The 19,901-nt window shown below is 48.1% G+C and carries 14 protein-coding genes; 3 read left to right on the forward strand and 11 right to left on the reverse strand.

Annotated elements, in window-relative coordinates; genetic code table 11:
• From B1748_RS19575 to B1748_RS19595, 5 genes are all read right to left on the reverse strand, one after another.
• On the reverse strand, nucleotides 1–897 hold an 897-nt coding region (locus B1748_RS19575; protein WP_087569652.1), incomplete at its 3' end, for an aldo/keto reductase.
• Nucleotides 898–1,261: 364 nt separating this feature from the next.
• A complete protein-coding gene (locus B1748_RS19580) occupies nucleotides 1,262–2,533 on the reverse strand; it encodes an MFS transporter (RefSeq protein WP_087569634.1) in 1,272 nt (423 codons plus the stop codon).
• On the reverse strand, nucleotides 2,533–3,309 hold the full coding sequence (locus B1748_RS19585) for an alkaline phosphatase family protein (RefSeq protein WP_087569635.1): 777 nt from the start codon (nucleotides 3,307–3,309) through the stop codon (nucleotides 2,533–2,535). Before B1748_RS19585 ends, B1748_RS19580 begins: the two co-directional genes overlap by 1 nt.
• 6 nt (nucleotides 3,310–3,315) lie before the next feature.
• A complete protein-coding gene (locus tag B1748_RS19590; RefSeq protein ID WP_087569636.1) occupies nucleotides 3,316–4,086 on the reverse strand; it encodes a DeoR/GlpR family DNA-binding transcription regulator in 771 nt (256 codons plus the stop codon).
• 269 nt (nucleotides 4,087–4,355) lie between these two features.
• On the reverse strand, nucleotides 4,356–5,357 hold the full coding sequence (locus tag B1748_RS19595; RefSeq protein WP_256975779.1) for an ABC transporter substrate-binding protein: 1,002 nt from the start codon (nucleotides 5,355–5,357) through the stop codon (nucleotides 4,356–4,358).
• Nucleotides 5,358–5,570: 213 nt separating this feature from the next.
• Here B1748_RS19595 and B1748_RS19600 point away from each other — a divergent pair, with 213 nt between their 5' ends.
• Genes B1748_RS19600 through B1748_RS19610 form a run of 3 tightly spaced genes read left to right on the forward strand, consistent with a single transcriptional unit; the run spans nucleotide 5,571 to nucleotide 8,472 of the window.
• Nucleotides 5,571–6,578: a FecCD family ABC transporter permease gene (locus B1748_RS19600; protein ID WP_087569637.1), complete on the forward strand. Its 1,008-nt coding sequence runs from the start codon at nucleotides 5,571–5,573 to the stop codon at nucleotides 6,576–6,578.
• Nucleotide 6,579: 1 nt separating this feature from the next.
• The gene (locus B1748_RS19605) at nucleotides 6,580–7,626 is read left to right on the forward strand and encodes a FecCD family ABC transporter permease (protein ID WP_087569638.1); all 1,047 of its coding nucleotides are present in this window, start codon (nucleotides 6,580–6,582) and stop codon (nucleotides 7,624–7,626) included.
• A 36-nt stretch (nucleotides 7,627–7,662) separates the two neighbouring features.
• Nucleotides 7,663–8,472 (forward strand): ABC transporter ATP-binding protein, encoded by an 810-nt coding sequence (locus B1748_RS19610; protein ID WP_087569639.1) that lies wholly within the window; start codon nucleotides 7,663–7,665, stop codon nucleotides 8,470–8,472.
• 94 nt (nucleotides 8,473–8,566) lie between these two features.
• Here the strand turns inward: B1748_RS19610 and B1748_RS19615 are convergent, their stop codons facing one another.
• From B1748_RS19615 to B1748_RS19640, 6 genes are all read right to left on the reverse strand, one after another.
• Nucleotides 8,567–12,742 (reverse strand): DUF4082 domain-containing protein, encoded by a 4,176-nt coding sequence (locus B1748_RS19615; RefSeq protein ID WP_087569640.1) that lies wholly within the window; start codon nucleotides 12,740–12,742, stop codon nucleotides 8,567–8,569.
• A 99-nt stretch (nucleotides 12,743–12,841) separates the two neighbouring features.
• The gene (locus B1748_RS19620) at nucleotides 12,842–13,723 is read right to left on the reverse strand and encodes a carbohydrate ABC transporter permease (RefSeq protein WP_087569641.1); all 882 of its coding nucleotides are present in this window, start codon (nucleotides 13,721–13,723) and stop codon (nucleotides 12,842–12,844) included.
• A gap of 17 nt (nucleotides 13,724–13,740) precedes the next feature.
• Nucleotides 13,741–14,700: an ABC transporter permease gene (locus B1748_RS19625; protein ID WP_179215684.1), complete on the reverse strand. Its 960-nt coding sequence runs from the start codon at nucleotides 14,698–14,700 to the stop codon at nucleotides 13,741–13,743.
• Between the two features lie 117 nt (nucleotides 14,701–14,817).
• A complete protein-coding gene (locus B1748_RS19630; RefSeq protein WP_087569643.1) occupies nucleotides 14,818–16,512 on the reverse strand; it encodes an extracellular solute-binding protein in 1,695 nt (564 codons plus the stop codon).
• Nucleotides 16,513–16,586: 74 nt separating this feature from the next.
• Nucleotides 16,587–18,950: an alpha-L-rhamnosidase-related protein gene (locus tag B1748_RS19635; RefSeq protein WP_087569644.1), complete on the reverse strand. Its 2,364-nt coding sequence runs from the start codon at nucleotides 18,948–18,950 to the stop codon at nucleotides 16,587–16,589.
• Complete coding sequence (locus B1748_RS19640) at nucleotides 18,916–19,887, reverse strand: AraC family transcriptional regulator (RefSeq protein ID WP_179215685.1); 972 nt, start codon at nucleotides 19,885–19,887, stop codon at nucleotides 18,916–18,918. Before B1748_RS19640 ends, B1748_RS19635 begins: the two co-directional genes overlap by 35 nt.
• Nucleotides 19,888–19,901 lie beyond the last annotated feature (14 nt).

A 19,901-nucleotide genomic window follows, 5' to 3' on the forward strand; every position in this document is an offset into this window, starting at 1 on the left:
TAAAGGCTGCCCGGGGAACAGGGACAGTACCTTGGACTCGTGCTCCACAGTTAAACCTCTCCCGTCGCAATAGGCGGCGTTTTGAGTTAATTCCTCTACCGATGTCGTCCCCGTAAGGGTCACCGCAATGTCGGGACAAGTTAGACTAAAGCGCAACGCCGGCTCTACCAGCCCATTCGGTCTGCCCTGCCGGAGAAATTCGAGCTGCCGCTTGCGTCGCTCCCCTTCCGCGATCTTCTCCGGGTATTTGTACAAGAAAGGCGCCGGCGACTCCGTCAGCAGCCCCGTGCAGAGCGGACTTCCATGAATGACGCCGACATGAGCCCGGCTGGCCAGCGGCAGCAGTTCATCCTTGGCGGTATAATCCATCAGCGTGTACCTGCCGAACGTTTGGATCGTATCGACGATCCCCTCCCGAACAAAAGGCAGCAGCCGGTCTAACTGGCCGGCATTGACGCCGATCGCCCGAACGATTCCCTCCTTTTTGAGCTTCAGGAATGCCTTGATGGTTCCCTCCATGGCGGCTTCATAACTTACGGATTCCAGCTCGTGCAGTTGAATCAAATCAAGATAATCGGTCTGCAGCCGCTTAAGGCTCTCCTCTACCGATCGAAGGGTATTCTCGTACGTATACGGAACGCCGCGCACAACCGCCTTCGTTGCCAAAATAACCCGGCTCCGCTTTCCTTTTAATGCCAGCCCGACTCTTCGTTCGCTTTCTCCCCCGCCGTACAGAGGCGCAGTGTCGATAAAATTAATGCCAAGATCCAGCGCGGCATCGATTACCCGCATGGCTTGCTCGTCCGTCGTATCGCCAAAGTCTCCGCCCAGCGGCGCGCCGCCGAGCCCCAATTTGGAAACGCGAAAGTTCGTCTTTCCCAGTAACGTATACTCCATTTGTTTCCACCCCATCCCGGATGTTATCGGCCGCCCGCCTCACACTGCCGCCTTCTAATCAAGCGAGCTTCCACTCCGGATACAGCGCTTTCTCGATATCCGGTTTTTGCCCCTTGTTACTGAGAATAAGGGCCAAAGGGCGCTAAAGCTATTTCAAATTTATTGGAAAACGTTCGTTTTTATCGTTTAAAGGAGGTTTGGGTAACTAAATGCATCCGTACGACAACGCCATGACGGAAGATTTCCACAAAATCAAGTATCCGCGATGAACTCAAAAAAAACCCGTCCGCATGCGGACCGGGCTCTATTGAAATGTATGGATGTCCTAATAGCGTTTATCCTTTGCGTTAACGTGACCAACTCGCTAGGATGAGAATTCCAGCTCTTTTTTCTCCAAAAACAATCTCCACTTTTTTATACGTCCAAGACAGACGATTAGCCCTATTAGCGCAATAAAAGTCCAGCTTATAATAGTAAATCGCCAGCCATAAGCTTCGCTTAACGCTGCAATTCCATAGATAGAGATCGCGCTTCCGATATAAGTAAATGCATTCAAAATACCCGAAATCGTTGCAGCACGCCCATACTTGGCATAATGAAGCGGCAATTGGCTGATTAACATCAAGTTAATGCCGTGCGTACAGCCGGCCAACAAAGCCATTAGCAAAATAGAAAACATTGCATGAGACGCAAAAAAGCATATAAGCGCCAAGCTCGTCATGACCCCCGCCCCCCAAAGCAAGGCGGAAACTGAAAGCTCGTTTTTTACGCTTTTGTACATCCGGGAAGTTGCCACTACACAAACAATGGTGAACAAGGGTAAAACAACCGTACTTAAAATAGAAATAGATGTATTTAATCGAAAAACATCATGAATATACGTTGGCATCCATGTTGTAATGCCATCTCGCAAAGCACCCTGAAGAATGATGACCAGCATGACAGGCAGAAGCCCTGAGGTCCAAATAAGCGAGCCGACGCTTCGCTCTGCCCCATACTTCCTGCCCCTTGAAACCGGCTTCGAAACTTGTTCGTTTTTTTCTTGCTGACCAAAAGCCTCGATACTAAAAATCCACAAAAACGCAACTAATATCGCAACGATTCCCGGGATTACAAAAGAAAGCCGCCAGCCTGAAATCCAAATGCTAAAGGGAACCAATACATAAACCACGATCATTCCTGCCGAAGACGCCGTAACGATCCCCACACTTGTCTTGCGGTAGAGCTCGGGCGATAAATATTGTGACATGCCGCGTACAAGAGGAGGCCATAACATCGCTTGAAAGAAGCCATTTAAGCACCAAATAAAGGTCATCAAATAGATATCGCTCATAAATGCTATTGCAAAGTTGCAGAAAGCTGTTGCCACCAATCCTGCGAATATCATCGTTCTCGGCTCAAACCGGTCACTCAAATACCCGCAAATAGGCTGACCTGCGCCGTAGGTAATAAAACTGCCGATCACCGCCATGCCTGCCAATTGATTGCTAATGTTCAAAGATTGTGCGATTTCTAATAGAGCTGCCCCATAATTAATGCGTGTCAAATAGCTGGTAAAGTAGACCAAACAACATAAAATACTAAAAAATAAAGCACTGCGCTGCTTTGGATTTGAAGCTATCGAATTCGAAATCATCACACAAGAGGTTTACCTTCCCAATCCCTATTGGGGGATACGCCTATAAGCCTAACAATTGTCGGCGCAATATCGATAATGTTAGCTTCCGGCAGAGCTGCACCCGATGCAAATGCCCTCCCTTTAATAAACAATGGAATCGTCATATCTTCGGGCATCATTGTACCGTGAGTACGGTCGTGGCCCCCATGATCGGAAGTAACAATGACGTTATAATCCTCCGGAATAGCATGTACGGCCTTCTCAATGCATTCCCAGGACAAATAAACGGCTTCAATATACTCCTTGGACATCCATCCATACTTATGTCCTACCTCATCCACATCTCCTAAATATAAGAAGGTAAAATCGGGAGCGTGTTCGTTTATAAATGCGATCGAATGGTCGGTAAGCAATCGATTCGTAACGTCGTAACCGTAATTCGAACCCGAGATAAAACAACTGTGCGCCGTTGAACCAGGACGGGCGACATCGCGAAGCTGCTCCCAATTATAAAATAGAGCCGATGTTTTGTTGCTGGCTTTTAGTTGCTCACAAAGTCCATCGATCGGCCGCACCTGGGGAGTATAGATATTATCCATAATGCCATGCCGCTCGGGGGGAACGCTGTGGAACAGCGACATATGACAAGGAAGAGTTACGCTTGGCATAACAGTCAGGGCTGAAAGCGTGTAGCTGGCCTTCTCCTTTAATTGTTCGATATAGGGATGTCCTGAAATGGATAAGCTGTCCGGACGCATGCCATCAACCAAAATAAGCAGGACCTTATGGTTCATTTTTAATCACTCCATGGATTTTATGATGTTCAGTGAATTGTTTTTGTACAGCGAAAAAACGTGATCCGGCAGCTTTGAATCCGTTATGATATGAAACGAGGTGGATAAATCGCAAACTTTAATGGTTGCAGGAGTTTCGAATTTGGAGCTGTCGGCCAAAATGAATACCTCATCCGAATGCTCGATAAGCCCCCGCTGGATATCGAATAATTCATGATGGAACAAACCGATTCCATAACGAAGCGAAATCGTCGAAGGAAATATAAACGCCTTTGTGAAATGAAGCCGCTTTATGGTCTCTAATGCCATATGACCGTAAAAAGCTTTTTCCTCTCGCAGGTACTGGCCGCCGATCTGGATCATGTCGAATCCTTCTACATCGCATAAAGCGGCGAAAACTTCAGGGGAATTCGTAGCAATCTTGAGCCTGCGAAAATGATCCTTGAGCAGCGGTGCCAGCTCCATTGCAGTACTGCCCGAATCAATCACGATCATGTCGTCCTCGCGAATATATTGCAACGCTTTTCGCGCCAACTGCCCCTTCAGCTCCCGATTCTCGGATGTACGCTCTTCAAGTCTGGCAGCCATTTTCATTTTCTGATTACTAACAGCCCCCCCATGCACTCTCTTCAAAGCTTGATTTTTTTCCAGATATTCCAGATCTCTGCGCACCGTCTCAATGGATACCCCAAACAGAGTCATGAGCTCCGACACCGTTACGGAGGACTTTTCCTTGAGCATCTCCGTAATTTTTAAACGCCTCTCATTTGCAAACATATGCAATCAACTCCTCACAAATACACATTTAATGTATACCTGCAAATATGTTGTGTCAAGCATTATTTTGTTATGGTGTACTTGACTTTGAGAAGAGCCAATTGCCGGATATCGCAGATAAACCTTGGCATGCGGATACATGCATAGGAATAATGATAAACGAAAAAAGGTACAGCCCCTCAATTAACTGTGGGTCTGTACCTTTTGGAGATCAAGCGAACTTTTTTTTCAGTGGCCTCGCGATCGCACGGCTGTTTCATGTGATGGGATTATTTAATGTCGTAGATGGCGAAAATTTCATCGAGCATGAGATTGGCTGCAATCACGCCGCCAGCCGTGTTCCAGATCGCATCGTCTACGCGAATAGCATTTCCGTTTTTCACGACTTCGAGACTTTGCCAAAGTGGATCCTTCATCATTTCATTTTCCATTTCCGTGCCTTTGCCGTCGCCTGTCTCATAGGTGAAGTAGAACAACATGTCAGCATCTACCTCAGGCAAACGTTCCTTCGTGATTTCCTCGACGAACGTATCTTTATACTTCTGACCGTCAGGTCGTGTAATGCCAAGCTTCGAGAACGCGATCCCCGTAAAGGTATCCTCCAAATAGATACGCGTTTTTCCTGCCATGAAACGTACTACGGACACTTTTTTGTTTAATTTGTCTCCTGCTTTACTCTTAAAGTCGGCAGCTCTCGCATCATACTCCGCGATAATCTGATCGCCTTCCGTTTTTTTGCCAAGTGCGTCCGCGTACAATTTAAAATTATCCTGCCAAGCACCACGAAGCGTCTCGGAAAACACGGTCGGTGCGATCGCGTTCAGTTGATCGTACACTTTCTCTTGACGCAGTTTGTTGCCGATGATCAGATCAGGCTGAAGACTTGCGATCAATTCCATGTTTGGCTGGCTTTCTTCCCCTACTTCAGTTACACCTTCCATATCCGCTTTGATATGCTCATACCACGGATCTCCCGTCCAAGATTTCACGGCGCCTACCGGCTTTACGCCTAAAGCGAGAAGCGCTTCAGTACCTTCATTGGTCAAAACGACTACACGAACGGGATTTCCTTTAATCGGCGTGTCGCCCATAGCATGAGTAACAACTCTTTCTTCGTTCGTATTTGATGTGCCATTGCCGTTGGCGCTTGAATTGTTTTCCTTATTGCTATTGTTAGAACCGGATTGCCCGCAGCCCGAAACCACTAACACGAGCGCCATCATCAGCGCCGTAGCTGTCCAGGTAAGTTTCTTCATTAGACCATGTTTCATTGTCGTTTCTCTCCCTTATGTTGAAAACCATTCTCACTATCGTCCAAACGAAACTATACCAGCATATCAAAACGAAGTCAATCAAAAAATGATAATGATTTTCAAACTCGTTGACACGTTCATTCTCTTCCCTTAAAATAATTGGGTAGCTTTTTCACTCTTTTTATACAGGACATATCCCACTTTGGAATAGCGACAAGGAAAGAGGACAAGATGAAGACATTATTAGAAACAAGCTCTCAGAAGGCAGTTGGTCTATTCGTTGGGCTGCTTCTTTTTGCCGTGGGCATCGTCAGCAGCATCGTATTTGGAGTGGCTGACATCAGTTGGCGCACAATCTGGGATTCTTACGTGAGATTCGACGGTTCGCAAGAACATCTTATCATCCAAACCGCAAGGATGCCTCGCGCGCTGATTGCCGCGGCTGCGGGAGCGAGCCTGGCCGTCGCCGGTTCGTTGATGCAGGGGATCACGAGAAACCAGCTCGCCTCGCCAAGCTTATTCGGCATCAATGCGGGAGCTGCGTTTTTTATCGTTACCGGGTCTGCATTTTTCGGGGTTAGCGGTTTATCCGCATTCGCTACGCTCGCATTCGTCGGCGCGGCTTTTACGGCCACGCTTGTGTATACCCTTGGTTCTATCGGCAATGACGGATTGACGCCGCTTAAGGTTACTTTGGCTGGCGCCGCGTTGACCGCATTTTTTTCCTCTCTATCCTTGGGCGTCCTTTTGACGAGCGGACAGACCTTCGATCAAGTGCTTTATTGGTTCGTAGGTTCGGTCGCCGGACGGGATCTTAATATCTTCACGGCCGCCGCTCCATATATCGGAATCGCATTGGTCGGCGCGTTCCTATTAGCCAGACACATGAACGTATTGACGCTGGGAGAAGACGTGGCAGTCGGACTCGGACAGAAAACGATCTACATCAAGTTGGCTGCCGGCATCATCATTGTGCTGTTAGCCGGCGGATCGGTATCCATGGCCGGTCCGATCGCGTTCGTTGGCATTATCGTGCCCCACTTAATGCGCTATTTGGTTGGTTTAGACTACCGCTGGGTCATTCCGTATTGTGCCGTATACGGAGCCATCCTGCTTTTGGCGGCCGATGTCGGCTCCAGGTACATTTCGTTTCCGAAGGAAGTCCCCGTGGGCATTATGACGGCCGTCATTGGCGTTCCTTTCTTCGTCTTTATCGCAAGAAGAGGAGGACGTTCTTAAAATGAGCAAACTTGTCACGATTAGAAACCGTATGTTTTCCTTCCAGCTCGAGCGCCGTACGGTCATGGTGATCCTCATGCTCCTCCTTGCCAACCTCGCGGCCATCGTCGTATGCGTCGGGCTGGGCAGCAAGACGATCAGCCCCGCCAACGTCATTCGTATATTGTTTGGAACCTTGGATTCGCCCGACACCATGATCATCGAATCGCTTCGGATGCCTCGCGTCATTATTGCCGTAATGGTCGGCTCCGCTCTCGCGGTATCCGGCGCCTTGCTTCAAGGGATTGTGAGAAATCCGCTGACTTCTCCGGATATTATCGGCATTTCGGGCGGGGCTTCCTTGGGAACCGTCATCTTTATCCTGTACTTCTCGCATGTCAGCATTCGCTATATGCCTCTGAGCGCGATACTCGGAGCGTTTGCCGCGGCTTTTTTGATCTACTTATTTGCTTACCGTAAAGGCGTGACCCCGTTAAGGCTCGTCCTCATCGGCATCGGGATGGCTACCGCGATAACGGCAGTTACGTACATGCTAATCCTGACATCGTCGTTCACGCCTACGGCAGTTGCAGTAAAGGCGTTTACCTTTATGACCGGCAGCATATACGGCGTCTCTTGGGTAAGAGACGTTTACACGTTGCTGCCTTGGATCGTTGTGCTGTTCCCGGTCGCGATCCTGTACGCTCGCCACCTTAACGTACAGGAGCTTGGCGATGAAGTCGCTACAAGCGTAGGAAGCTCCGTTCAGATCAAACGGACAATTTTGCTCGTCATCAGCGTCGCGCTGGCAGGTGCGGCCGTTTCTATCGGCGGAGCAATTAACTTCATTGGCTTAATGGCCCCGCATATCGCCCGCAAGCTTGTAGGTCCTTCGTACGGAGGCGTCATCCCGGTGTCTGGGCTTATCGGTTCTTTAGTACTGCTGTTGTCCGATCTCGTCGCAAGGATTGCTTTTTTGCCGCTGGATATTCCCGCTGGCGTGTTTACGGCCGCGATCGGAGCGCCGTTCTTCATCTACTTGTTGTACCGACATCGCAACGGCTCCTAGCCGTTGCCGCATTCCATTACAAAAGGAGCCGTTCCCATGTCCTCCATTCAAGCGAAAAACTTGACGTTATCGTACGGGCAAAAAGAAATTTTCAATCAACTGGACTTGCTTGTGCCATCGGGACAAATTACCGTGTTGATCGGCAGCAATGGCTGCGGCAAATCGACGTTGCTTCGGTCCCTGGCCCGCCTGCTAAAACCGCAAGAAGGATCCATCCTGCTCGACGGAACCGAAATCGCCAAACTTTCGAGCAAAGAAATTGCCAGACGGCTCGCTATATTGCCTCAAGGTCCGCTTGCCCCGGAAGGATTAACCGTTCACCAGCTCGTCAAACAAGGTCGCTACCCGTATCAAAGCTGGCTGCAGCAATGGACGCGCGAAGACGAGAGAATGGTTAACCGGGCGCTTGAGGTTACTCATATGAAGGAGTTATCCTCGCTTTCGATCGATTCGCTGTCCGGAGGTCAACGCCAGCGCGCCTGGATCGCGATGACCCTGGCACAGAATACGCCAACCATTTTGCTGGATGAGCCAACCACTTACCTGGATATGTCCCATCAGATCGAAATCCTTGATTTGCTGTTCGACCTGAACGGTCAAGAAAAACGGACCATCGTCATGGTCCTTCATGATATCAATCTAGCCTGCCGTTATGCGGACCACATCGTGGCCGTAAAAGACGGGCATATACATGCCCAAGGCAAGCCTGAGGTTATTATGACCGAACAACTGATACGCGAAGTGTTCGGCATGGCATGCCAAATGACGGTCGATCCCATCTTCGGGACGCCGCTGTGCATTCCTCATGGCAAAGGTCGAAGCCTTAAAGATTCGCACTCTAAATAAATGCCGCTAGTTCCATACAAAAAGAGCATGTCAAATTGAACATGCTCCTTTTTTGTTTAAGTTTAGCCGGTCGGTCGTGAGAAGCCTGCATCAATCATCCCGGCTGAAAGACAACATCCCTGAAATAGTTTCTCTGGCCGTACGTCGCGGTAGGCATCGTACCCAACGTACCGGAAAATACGCCGCTGCCTGCGTAGGTAACTAAATGGCCGTTAACGATCGGACTGCCGTAACCATTTTCCGCGAATGCATAAACCTTATCCGTGGAACTATTGGTAATCGATATAATGTAATCCTCATTAGCTGCTACGCTTAAAGCAGTCGGCAATATAAACTCTCTCCAGCCGCGAACTCCAGCGGTTACATTCCATTGATAAGGGCCGGCAAGCAGTGTGCCGTCACTCGCTTTCCATATCCTTATGGTATGATTGCCGCCTTCGTATTCATGGGTGAACAACCGCGCTCGGGAAATATGACCGTTAACCGTCGTCTTGAATTTCGTTCCTAATTCGTATTGCTGATCCGACCCGTAACCGCTCGGCGTTTGCGCGGCAAGGACACTCTCCCCGTGAGCAGGTACGAATACGACATCCCTAAAGTAACTTCGATTCAGATTCGTTTCCGTCGGCATGGAACCCAACGTGGCGGAGTATACTCCGCTGCCGACGTAGGTGACCATATGCCCATTCTGTATCGGGCTGCTCAAACCATTATCCGAGACGGCATATTGCTTGTCGGTTGAACTATTCGTAACGGATACAATGTAATCGACTTCGGCATCGATGCTCAGAGGCGAGGGGAGCTCGTATTCCTTCCAACCTGAGGTTCCTGAAGCGATATTCCAGGTATAGGGCCCGGCTATGCGCACTCCATCGCTTGCCCTCCATAGGCTGACGGAATGGTTGCCTCCCTCTTCCTCGCTTGCAAAAACTTTTACCTTCGTAATAAAACCTTTTATCTTCGTCTTAAACCTCGTACCCAGTTCATATTGCGCATCGTAAGAGAACGTTTCAGGAACCTGCGATGTAAAAATTTGTTCCGAATTGCTCGGTATGAAAACGATATCCCTAAAATAATTCCGATTTAGGCTAGTCGCGTTCGGCATCGAACCTAACGTGCCGGAATACACTCCGCTACCGGAGTAGGTGACCAGATTTCTGTTCGAGATCGGAGCGTTAAAACCGTCGTCCGATACGGCGTAAATTTTATCGGTGGGACTGTTCGTAACGGAAACGATATAATCGGTATTTGCCTTAATCTTTAATGGCGCTGGGAGTTCGAATTCCTTCCATTCGGAATTCCCCGGAGAAAGGATCCAGTTATGCGGTCCGGATAATCTCGTTCCATCGCTCACTCTCCAAATGCTGACTTTGTGGAGTTCGCCTTCGTTAGCGCCGGAATACAGTCTGACTTTCGTAATGGAACCGTCAACGGTCGTTTTGAATTTCGTTCCCAGTTCATATAACGCATCCGAGCCATAGGCAAGCGGAGTTTGTGTCGTAAAGATCGTTTGTTGAACCGGAAACGGAGCCGGCGTTGATCCGGGCCCGGTTACCGTTTCCCCCACTACGAAGGCATCTAACGCAATTGCGGTGCCGGAAGAGTTTCTATGCTTGTTATCGTCTACCGTAATCTCGATCGTATGAGGCCCGGAAGGCAACCCCTGCGCGATAACGAATTCCTTATTATATTCGAAATTGGGGGAATACAATTCGATATACGGGTACTCGATGCCGTCAATGACGATGTTTGCCCTGCCTCTGTTCGGACCGGTAGAAGCTTTAAGCGAGAGATCCGTTCCATTGAACGCGTAAGAGATGCTGTCGCCCGCTTGATTGGAAATGACGGCCTTGCCGCCGCTGTATCCATATTTCATGTCATCCGACCAAGAGCCCGATTTGGTTACCGTTCCGCCTTCGACTTCTTCTATCAGGCTATCATTTGGTAAAATATTGTATAGAGCCGTTCGCGTTTCTCCCAGATAGAAGCTGAACGACGTTGCGCCCGTGGCAACGGTACGATTAGCGATAAGGTCAACGACTCTAGAAGGACGAGGTAAATAAATCGTTTTGATTCCCGAGTTACCGACGCTAGCGTGCATCATTAAAATTTTTCCGTCGGTACGGACGTTATCGGTCCCCTCGTTGTAGTAGGAATGAGCGCCGCCGACATTCACCGCGATCGATCTAATCAGACCGGCCGGCAAAGAGCCTGACGCGCTGAAGATCGAAGTCCAATTCCCGAATTCCTTCCTGGCGAAAGAAACTTTTCCTGGATCCGTGTCGTAATGTCCGATTGCCGCGGTTTGACTATCTGTTACGTAAAAGGACGGCGTGTAAGAGTAGACGGGTTCGACCTCGCCCGTATCTCCGCTTATTTTCCAGCCGCCGTATACCGACACTCCGCTGCCTGCCGTGACCGGGTCGGAAGAATCGAAGATTTGGGTTGCCGGACTGGTGTGCGTCGCCTTGCTCATGGTCATCCCGATTAGATTGGAAATATTCGTTACATTCGAAGCGGTGTCGTTGAAATAGCCAGGCGCACGAATGAAGACCAAAACGTTATTGTCTTTCTTCAAATTATCGATGCTGGCCTTTTGAGCGCTTGTCACCCGGTAAGCGTTCAGGAAAATATAAGTTTTAACGGTGCTTGGGATTTTGTCGACGTCCGACATGAGGTAGTACCCGTATTTCACACCGCTTTTGGCCAATTCTCTCTGCTGTCTCGCGAGCAAATGACCGAACCCGCTATCAGGTTGATCCGTTGGAGCATAAGGGTTATTGGTAGGCGTATTGTAATTCGTAATCAAGGTATGATAACTGTAAGACTCTTCGTCCAAAATGACCGCGACATCGGGCCTAAAGGTTCTGTCCGCGGAAATCAGATACTTGCTCCCCTGCAATGCGATGAGCTTCTGATTCTCGTCCCAGATGTCCTCATCGTTCCACCATCCGTGCGAAAACAGATCCATCCAGTACTGTCCGCCCCCGGTAATAATCTCGTTGGCGGTTTCCCGCCTTGTGGCATCGAGCGTTTCCTGCAGGCTGAACACCCTGGGCCGATAAGTTTGGTCGTCCGTATATGGCGTGCTATCGATGACGTGCGTTCTCGTATCGTTTTCGACGATCTGCATTTTCCCGTTAAGCGCAAGAGAATCAAATGCGCCCATTGGTTCGGCGCTTAAGCCCATGCGCCTATTGTTGTATTGTACCGGCGCCCCGATGAAGTCGATTTCATTTGACTCCAATATTTTTCTAAGCCCTTGGTGACCGTGATTCGAAGGACGAACATAGGTCGCGAACATATATGGATAGCCGTACATAGCCCCTACAAGCACTCTCGAATCCGTTTTTTGCTTGAAAAGTCCGGCTACGTAATTGATCATCCCCGCTATCTCTTCGCTATAAAAGGTTTGATAATCAATCGTTTTCCCCTCGGTTGCCATCGACCTGAAGTAGTTTTCCGACGTATAGTCCCTTTCGGCAGCCGTCGGAATTGATGCAGTTGCCAGCGTGACTCCCGGATCGTTCCATGCCGCCTTGAGCGCCGCATCCGATCCGTACTTATCCGTCAGCCACTGCCTGAACGCCGCAACCATCGGAGCCGAATAGTCCTCGCCGTTGCCAACGCTAAGATCGTTGGAGTTATAAAACCACTCTCCCGTTTCCATGCCCATAATTTGAAAGCCTATAATTCGATTCGCATAAGGCTGCTGGCTCAACCATTCCAAGTAATTCGAAATCGTGGAATCCAGCTCGCTTCTCCAAGCCGTAGACGCGACCGAAGGCCATCCGGGCCGATTGCCTTTCTCGGTGATCGAATATTCTCCGGCGTCAAACGACATTTCATCTTGAAGTCCGACTCTAATGATGCCGTATGCATTCGGGTCGCGGGTAAAAATGTCATCGTTCACCTGTGCGTTCCAAGCATTGTCTTTTAGCACGTTCACCCACATATAGCCATGGACATCACGCGTCTTGACCTTGTCGATCGTGTCCAAAAATGCGGAGTAATCCGGAAATTGCTTCATCGTGTTTCCGTACATGAAAACGGGGTTGACGATCTCCCCGTCTATCTTGAGCACCGCTCCCCCGCTTTCCTTGCCGATCGTTGCAGTTACAGGCCATGGGATGGCAATATCCGCTACATCGGAGCTTGGTTCGGCGTTCGCTCTCTGTTGTGGCGATATTCCCGTCATCGTCATGACAACAACCAGAATCGCCGTGATGAAAAGGTTGAACTTCCTCGTGAACTCGTTCGTTCTTCTCATAAAACCACTCACCCCTGCTTGTTAATTAACCGACTCCCTGCCCGTATCTTCTGACGCGCAGATCGGCCTCTACCTTATGTCATGTCTTTAGGTCTCCTACTATCCTTTAATCGAACCGATTAACAAACCTTTCATAAAGAACCTTTGCAAGAACGGATACACGCAGGCGATCGGCAGCACCGTAATGACCGTAATCGCCATTTTCAGGCTTTGCGGCGTCGCGATGTTTTGGTTGTTGGATACTTGAGATTTCAACAACTCCAGATTGGATGTCGTTGAGTTTAACGTATTGTACAGCACATATTGCAACGAAAATAAATTAGGAGACATCGTATTGTAAATTTGCGTATCGATGAATGCGTTCCACTGGTTGACGCTTTCGAATAATGTCACGGCCGCTAAGACCGGAAGACAAACGGGAAAGATGACTCTGAAGAAGAGAACGAATTCATTCGCTCCGTCCATAACGGCCGCTTCTTCGAGACCTTTAGGCATACCTTCGATATAGGTTTTGATCAGGATCATATTAAAAACGGACACGGCGGCCGGCAGAATATAAACCATGAAGGTGCCTAGCAAATTCAAGTAATTCATTACAAGATACAAAGGAATGAGGCCGCTAGAAATATAAAGGGTAAACACAAAAAATTTGCGTAAAAACCGGACCCCTACCAATTCGTTCCGGGTTAGAACATAACCGGCCATGGAGGTGACGAGGAGCATTAATGCGGGTCCGACGAGCGTTCTCGCTACGGAGATGAAGATCCCCTGGACGATTGCTGGGTCTTTAAAAGCTAGCTTGTATGCATCGAAGGACAATCCGGCTGGAATAAGGACGAATCCTCCTTTTAACCGGCTAGGATCGCTTAACGAATAGCTTACAATATATAGAAACGGAAGAACCATGATACATAAGACGATGACCATAAAAATATAATTAAAAAGATCGAACGCAAGCCCGCCTGCCGTCTTTCTTTTCATTGTTTCACCTTCAATCGTTATAAGATGGACTTCCCTGTCGATCTTTTGGCAATCGCGTTAACCGATAGAAGCAGCAATATGCTTGCGAAGGTTTTCATGATTCCGACTGCCGTTGCGTAAGGATAGTTCAGCAATTGCAACCCAAACTTGTAAATGTACATGTCGAAGACTTCCATAGTCTCCCAGTTTGCCGTATTCGTAAACAAGAAAAACGACTCCAAGCTTGAGTTGAGAACCCATCCGCTATTGAGAATAAGCAGCACGATCGCCGTCGGCATCAGATTGGGTATCGTAATATACCTTATTTTCTGGAAACGATTAGCCCCTTCGATATCCGCCGCTTCATATTCTTCGTTCGAAATCGCGGCAATAGCCGCTAAAAAAATGACCGTATTATACCCCAAGTACTTCCAATTCCCCAAAAAAATCATTAACGGCCAAGAGTATTTCTTATCGCCCAGAATATTGAGTCCTTCCTCGAGAATGCCCCAGTTAACTAACGTTTCGTTAACGGCGCCCGAAGATGGGGCAAACAACGCGTTGACCAGGGTATAAATGATGACCCAGGATACGAAGAACGGAAAAAAAGTCGCCGTTTGAATGATTTTTCCGAATAACTTTATTCGGATCTCATTCAGAAGAATCGTGAAAAAGAAGGCGCTTACCAAATTAAAAAACAAGGAACCCACATTCATAGCCAGCGTGTTGCGTAGAACATGAATGTAATCGTCGCTTTGCATGAAAAACGATTTGAATTGCTCCAACCCTGTCCAATCGGATTGCCATAGGCTAAATCCCGGACGATAATTTATGAAAGCGATCGCCCAACCGAATAGAGGCACGTAATTAAACGTAATGACGACGGCTATTGCGGGCAGGATCATGAAATATAAATAGCGTTGATTCAAAGCTTTTCTAAACATTTTTTGTCTTGCCTCGGAACGGTTTGCATGAGTTGCTTCGAACCCGGTTCCCATATGGTATTCCCCCATCGTTTGTGCATTTCCCGCGTTGATTCGTCAAAGCTGTTGGCGATTAACGGACATCCGCGGTTTTGATCGGCTTGTCCGTTAATCTCCAGATCAAACGATTGATTATTTCAAAGATTCAAGTTGAGCCAGTTTTTCTTGATAGAGCTGGTTGTACATGTTCACAACTTTCTCCGGCTCCAGTTTCCGATAATCGTTGATAATCTGGCTGTACAGCTTTTCGAAGTCCTCGTCGCTCTTAGGCTCAATGATCAGCTTCGTGGTATTTTTAACTCTGAATTCGATCAGTTTCTGCTGCAATGCGCCCAATTCCGAAGTGGAATCGATGGCGATAGCGGCGGCGATTCCGGTTGGTGCTGCTTTGCCCGTCTCGCGCCAATACTGCTTCGAATCCGTCCATCCCAACTGGGTATAAGCGTTTTTCAACTCCGGCGAAAGCGTCATCTCATCCGTTAAAACCGGATCCATTTTCATATCGTACGGAACTCCGTCAGGCGCATTCGTGCCAACGTAGCCAAGAAACGGGAACATGCGGAATCCGACTTGGGAGCTTTGCATAGGATCGTTGATAATGTTTTTATAGTCCTCCGTCGCTACGCGTTTGCCATTCTCGATCGTGTAATGCTTTCCCTCGATACCGGACTGGAGCAGTATTTTCCCTTCATCGGAGGCGGCCCATTCCAGCAGCTCGAAAATTCTTTTGGAATCTTTGGCGTTTTTGGTAATCGAGTACATTTCATAGGACCGGGTATCCTCAACGCGGATTTGGCGCTTTTCGTTTCGCTCGCTTTGCGTCTTGCTGCGGATCGGCAAATTAATCATTTGCCACTCGGGATGACCGGATTTGATCGCGGAAGCGTTGTCCACACTTACGGGATACCAGGTGGATAACGCCCTTCCGCTCACTAGCTTCTCCGTCGCCTGCGGCAATAAATCCGTAAAACTGTCCTTGTCCAAAATCCCTTCCCGATAAAGCTGATTAAAGAATAAGAAGCCTTCTTTCACATACTCGTTTTCCATCATATCGACATATTGTTGATCGACCTGATTCCATATGACGCTCAAATTACCGGCCGCGGTACTGTATCTTCCGCCTTTTTCATACATAATCGGGGCAATCCCTTGAACGCCCCAAGGCTCCGCAAAAGGAACCGTCATCCCGATTGACTTCTGTCCGTTCGTTGTCGGATGATCTTTCATGGCTTGCTTCAAAAATTGAATGTAGTCGTCCGTCGATAGCAGCTCAGGCCAACCCGCTTTTTCCAGAACATCGATGCGCACCGCGACATCCAGAGCTTCCAGATTGTTTTTGAAATCCGTCGGAACGTTATTTTCCCACTTGTACAGTTTGCTATCATGGGCAGGCAAACGCCAAAGCGGGATTTGAGCATCGTAACGCTTTTTAAATTCCGGAGCGTTAGTTAGAAAATCGTCCAGCGGCAGAAGCGCACCGGCTCTAATGTATTTATCCAATACGCTGTTGTCGGAAAGTCTCACGATTTCGGGATAGTTGCCCGCGGACAGCATCAAATTCATCTGATCCAGCTCGTTCCCGGTAAAGCTGACATACTCGAAAACGATGTTGAATTTCTCCTTGATTACTTTTCCGATTTCGGTTTCATCGCTCTTCTTAATGTTCGTTGCCGTGGAGTGAAGCACTTGAATAACGTAAGGATCTTTGGAGCCGCTCGTAGCTGAAGACGGCTGTGAAGAAGAAGGCGCCGGATTGTTCGAGCAAGCCGCCAACCATACCATTGCCAACAGCAAAAGTGAAGTCATTCCCATTCGAAATCGTTTCATAGATTTTCCCCCTCTAGTAGATAAGACAAATGTAATCGTGCAATCCATCCCGCTCCGATAAATGCTTGATATATTCAATCCATGCCTTCACCTCCTCCGTTCGCATATGAAACCCCAGTTCCTTGTTCAAGAGAAAATTCTGTTCTGCCCGCGAATACCTGCCGCTCGCCATTGGGCATCACCACCACCGTCTTGCGAGGCTCCGGCAATCGAACCCGAAGGCCGAATCGATGATCGTCGCGTTCCCATTTCACGTACACCGGTCCCCACCGTGTAGACACCGTGCCTTCAGCTTGTCGGAAATACTCCGCATGCGGTTCGATCAGAATTTCTTCATAGCCGGGCTGTAGAGGCTTTACCCCCAGAATGCAAGCCGAAAATTCGTAGATCGGAATTGCCCCCCATGCATGGCAATCGCTTCTCTGCGTCACCGGGTCTTCCGGCCATGTCGTGACGTTCTTGTCCAACAGTTGAATCCAGTTGTCCCAAAGGCTATTCGTATGGCTATATAATCCAACTTTCTCTAAAGCCCTGAACAAGAAAAACGACATGGAATACGAACATTTGGCTACCTTTTTTTCATTTAGACTCTTCAACATCGCCGATTTGGCTGCGTCCCCAACCAACAAGTCGCCAAGAACCGCCCATACCTGTGCATGCTGGCTGAAATCCTCCCGATTCGGCGTGTCTTTGTACATACCCTCAACGGGAGACCATGCCGAGGAATATATAGCTCTCGAGAGAAGAACGGCTCTCGTCTCGAACTCCGAGGCGACATCCTCGCGATTTGCGTACCGATTCAATTGGGCTGCGGTCCTCAGTCCGTATACGATCATCAGGTTATAGATCACATTGATGGATTCATTTTCTTGAAGCGGCGAACCGAATGAGTCCGTCCATTCTTCGACCCAGTCTACGAACTGCCAGTATCCGATATCCGAAATCAATTCTGTACGGCTGTCTATTTTCGCAATAAAATAATTTAGAACTCGCTCGACGGTCGGTAAATATTTGCTTACAAGCTCTAAATCTCCAAAATATTCGTAATGATCACGAAGCATGATGATCCAATAGATCGAGAATCCCGGAATGACCTGCTTGAACTTAGCCGGCCAGTTGCATGCCATCATTCCGTTAGGCATGACGGAGCTATGAAAGTCGAATATCGCCTTCCTCGCAAGCCTGTCATCCGTAGACAGCCGGTAAGTAAACAACATCTGCAGCATCGTATCCATCGAATATTGCATGCGTTCGTAGTAGGGACTATCGATATAGGTGTCGTGCATACATCGCTGCAGCGTTCGAACGCTGATGTCCCATAACTTTTGCCACTTGGAATGCCCGGACTTCCAACTTCCTTTAATCTCGAGTGGATAACCCGTTTCTGTAAGCTGCAACCGTTTGATCGTTAAAGACTGATCCGTCGCTTCGATTTCGAGCCGCAGGAATCGAAAGGTCCTGTATGAAAAAGGCTCGTAAAATTGTGTCCCCTCCCTCAACAAATAGCGGTCGAATTCTCCTTGCAGCCATCCCTTCGCGTCGTCTCGAATCCCTTTATACAGATTTCCGCTGTTGTCGAATTCTGCTACATAGCTTTCCGCGTACGTCATTTTGATTTTGGAATTTTGGGAACCGGTCATCAGCAATTTCAAACGAGCCGTAGTCAATTCCCCGACGTCCAACTCTGCCCATTCATGCCCGCCTGCAGGAATATTTACCTCTTTGCCCTCGATTAAATCCATCCATGGAATTCGTTCATTGCTGGATTTCATCACGCGGGCGAAGCCGATATCCTTCTCGTACAGGAACGGGATGTCTCTCTCCGTAAGCTGCCATTGGTTAAGCAAGCCGCCTTTGAGAGAGGAATCCGCGGTGCAAATCGTTTTGGCGTTCTTCCAGATACCGCTATCAGCGGCATTTAACTCCCAGCGATAAGGAAATTCGTTCCCGTCTACGTCTTCCATGTCGCCGGCATATTTAGCATGTTCAGCTTCCCTAAACGAAATAGCATTGTTAGGCATGGCCTTCCACTTATCGTCCGTCGACAGACCCAAGCTCAGATCGAGATTCCGCTCTTCCGCAAGCATAAAGCCGCCGCGGGACGAAGATACGACGGAGATCGTACCGGTCTTGAACGAAAGATTGCTCAAGCTTTCATTCGGGAAGCGGATGACCGATGCAACGATAACGTTCGTCCCCACCCGCATGTACGGGGCTAAATCGACGCGATCGAAATATTGCCTGTAATCGTCCCCTTTACAAGGACCTCTAGAAACGAATTGTCCGTTAACGAACAATTGATAAAGACTATCCGCGGAAACGAACACTTGATAGTTTTCGGGAAGAACGTTCGCCACGAAATCCCGTTTAAAGTGACACGCCTTCTTTTTGTAATCGAGATCATCATCTACCCATATCCAATGTGCTGATAAATTCATTTTTAATGCTCCCTGTTTGCGCTTTAGAAGTTCGATAATCTTTGGGGCTGACGCCTACGATTTTCTTGAAAACCTTGTTAAAGAAGCTGATATCGTTGAACCCTACCGCTGTACAAATATCCGATATCTTATTATCCGTAACGAGCAGCAGACTCTTCGCCTTTTCTATCCTGAGCTTGTGCAAATAACCGAATATCGTCTCGCCCGTTATGCTCTTAAATATCCTGGTCATTTGCCTTTCACTACTTATAGAGATCTTCGCCAACTGTTCCAATGAAATATCTTCGGAGTAATGACGTTCCAGATAGCCCAATACTCGGTGAATATTTTCTATTTTAAGCGTTTTCACTAATCCTAGTGAGCTATACACAGTCATTTGCTCCGCAAACATACGGCTCAAAACGACGATTAATTGGGTCATGATCAGTTTAATCAGCAGTTTGTCATTGTTTTTTTTGTTTTTATACTCATAAGCCAGATTTTCGACCATTTGACGGGCAAACACCGCTTCTTCCTTGTTCAATTTAAGAACGTTTCCGAATCTTGCTTCGGGAGGCAAAAACGGCTGGACATAGAAGAAATCCATCAAGTCCATTTCTTCGGCGTCTCTGATGAGAGTCCAATCCACAATATTAGAATAGAACAGCATGTTAATGACTTCGATTCGCTCGTCTTTTACAATCTTGTAGGTGTGCAGTTCTCCGGGATTTATTATAAAAATGTCCCCCTTGCTCACCTTACTTTCGAATTTATTCGAGTTCGGTGCCTGGAACACATGTGTGGTAGAACCGTCTACAATGAAGACGATCTCGATGAATTCATGGCTATGCCAAAGAATTTCTTTATCGGCATCGTGAATCCAATGCGAGATTGCGAAAGGAAATCCTTCCCGTACATTATGCTCCGAGGCCGTGAAGACTGAACCTTTCTCAATCAAAGTGATTTCCTCCA

The sequence above is a fragment of the Paenibacillus sp. MY03 genome (genome assembly GCF_002165585.1).
Taxonomy (GTDB): Bacteria; Bacillota; Bacilli; order Paenibacillales; family Paenibacillaceae; genus Pristimantibacillus; species Pristimantibacillus agaridevorans.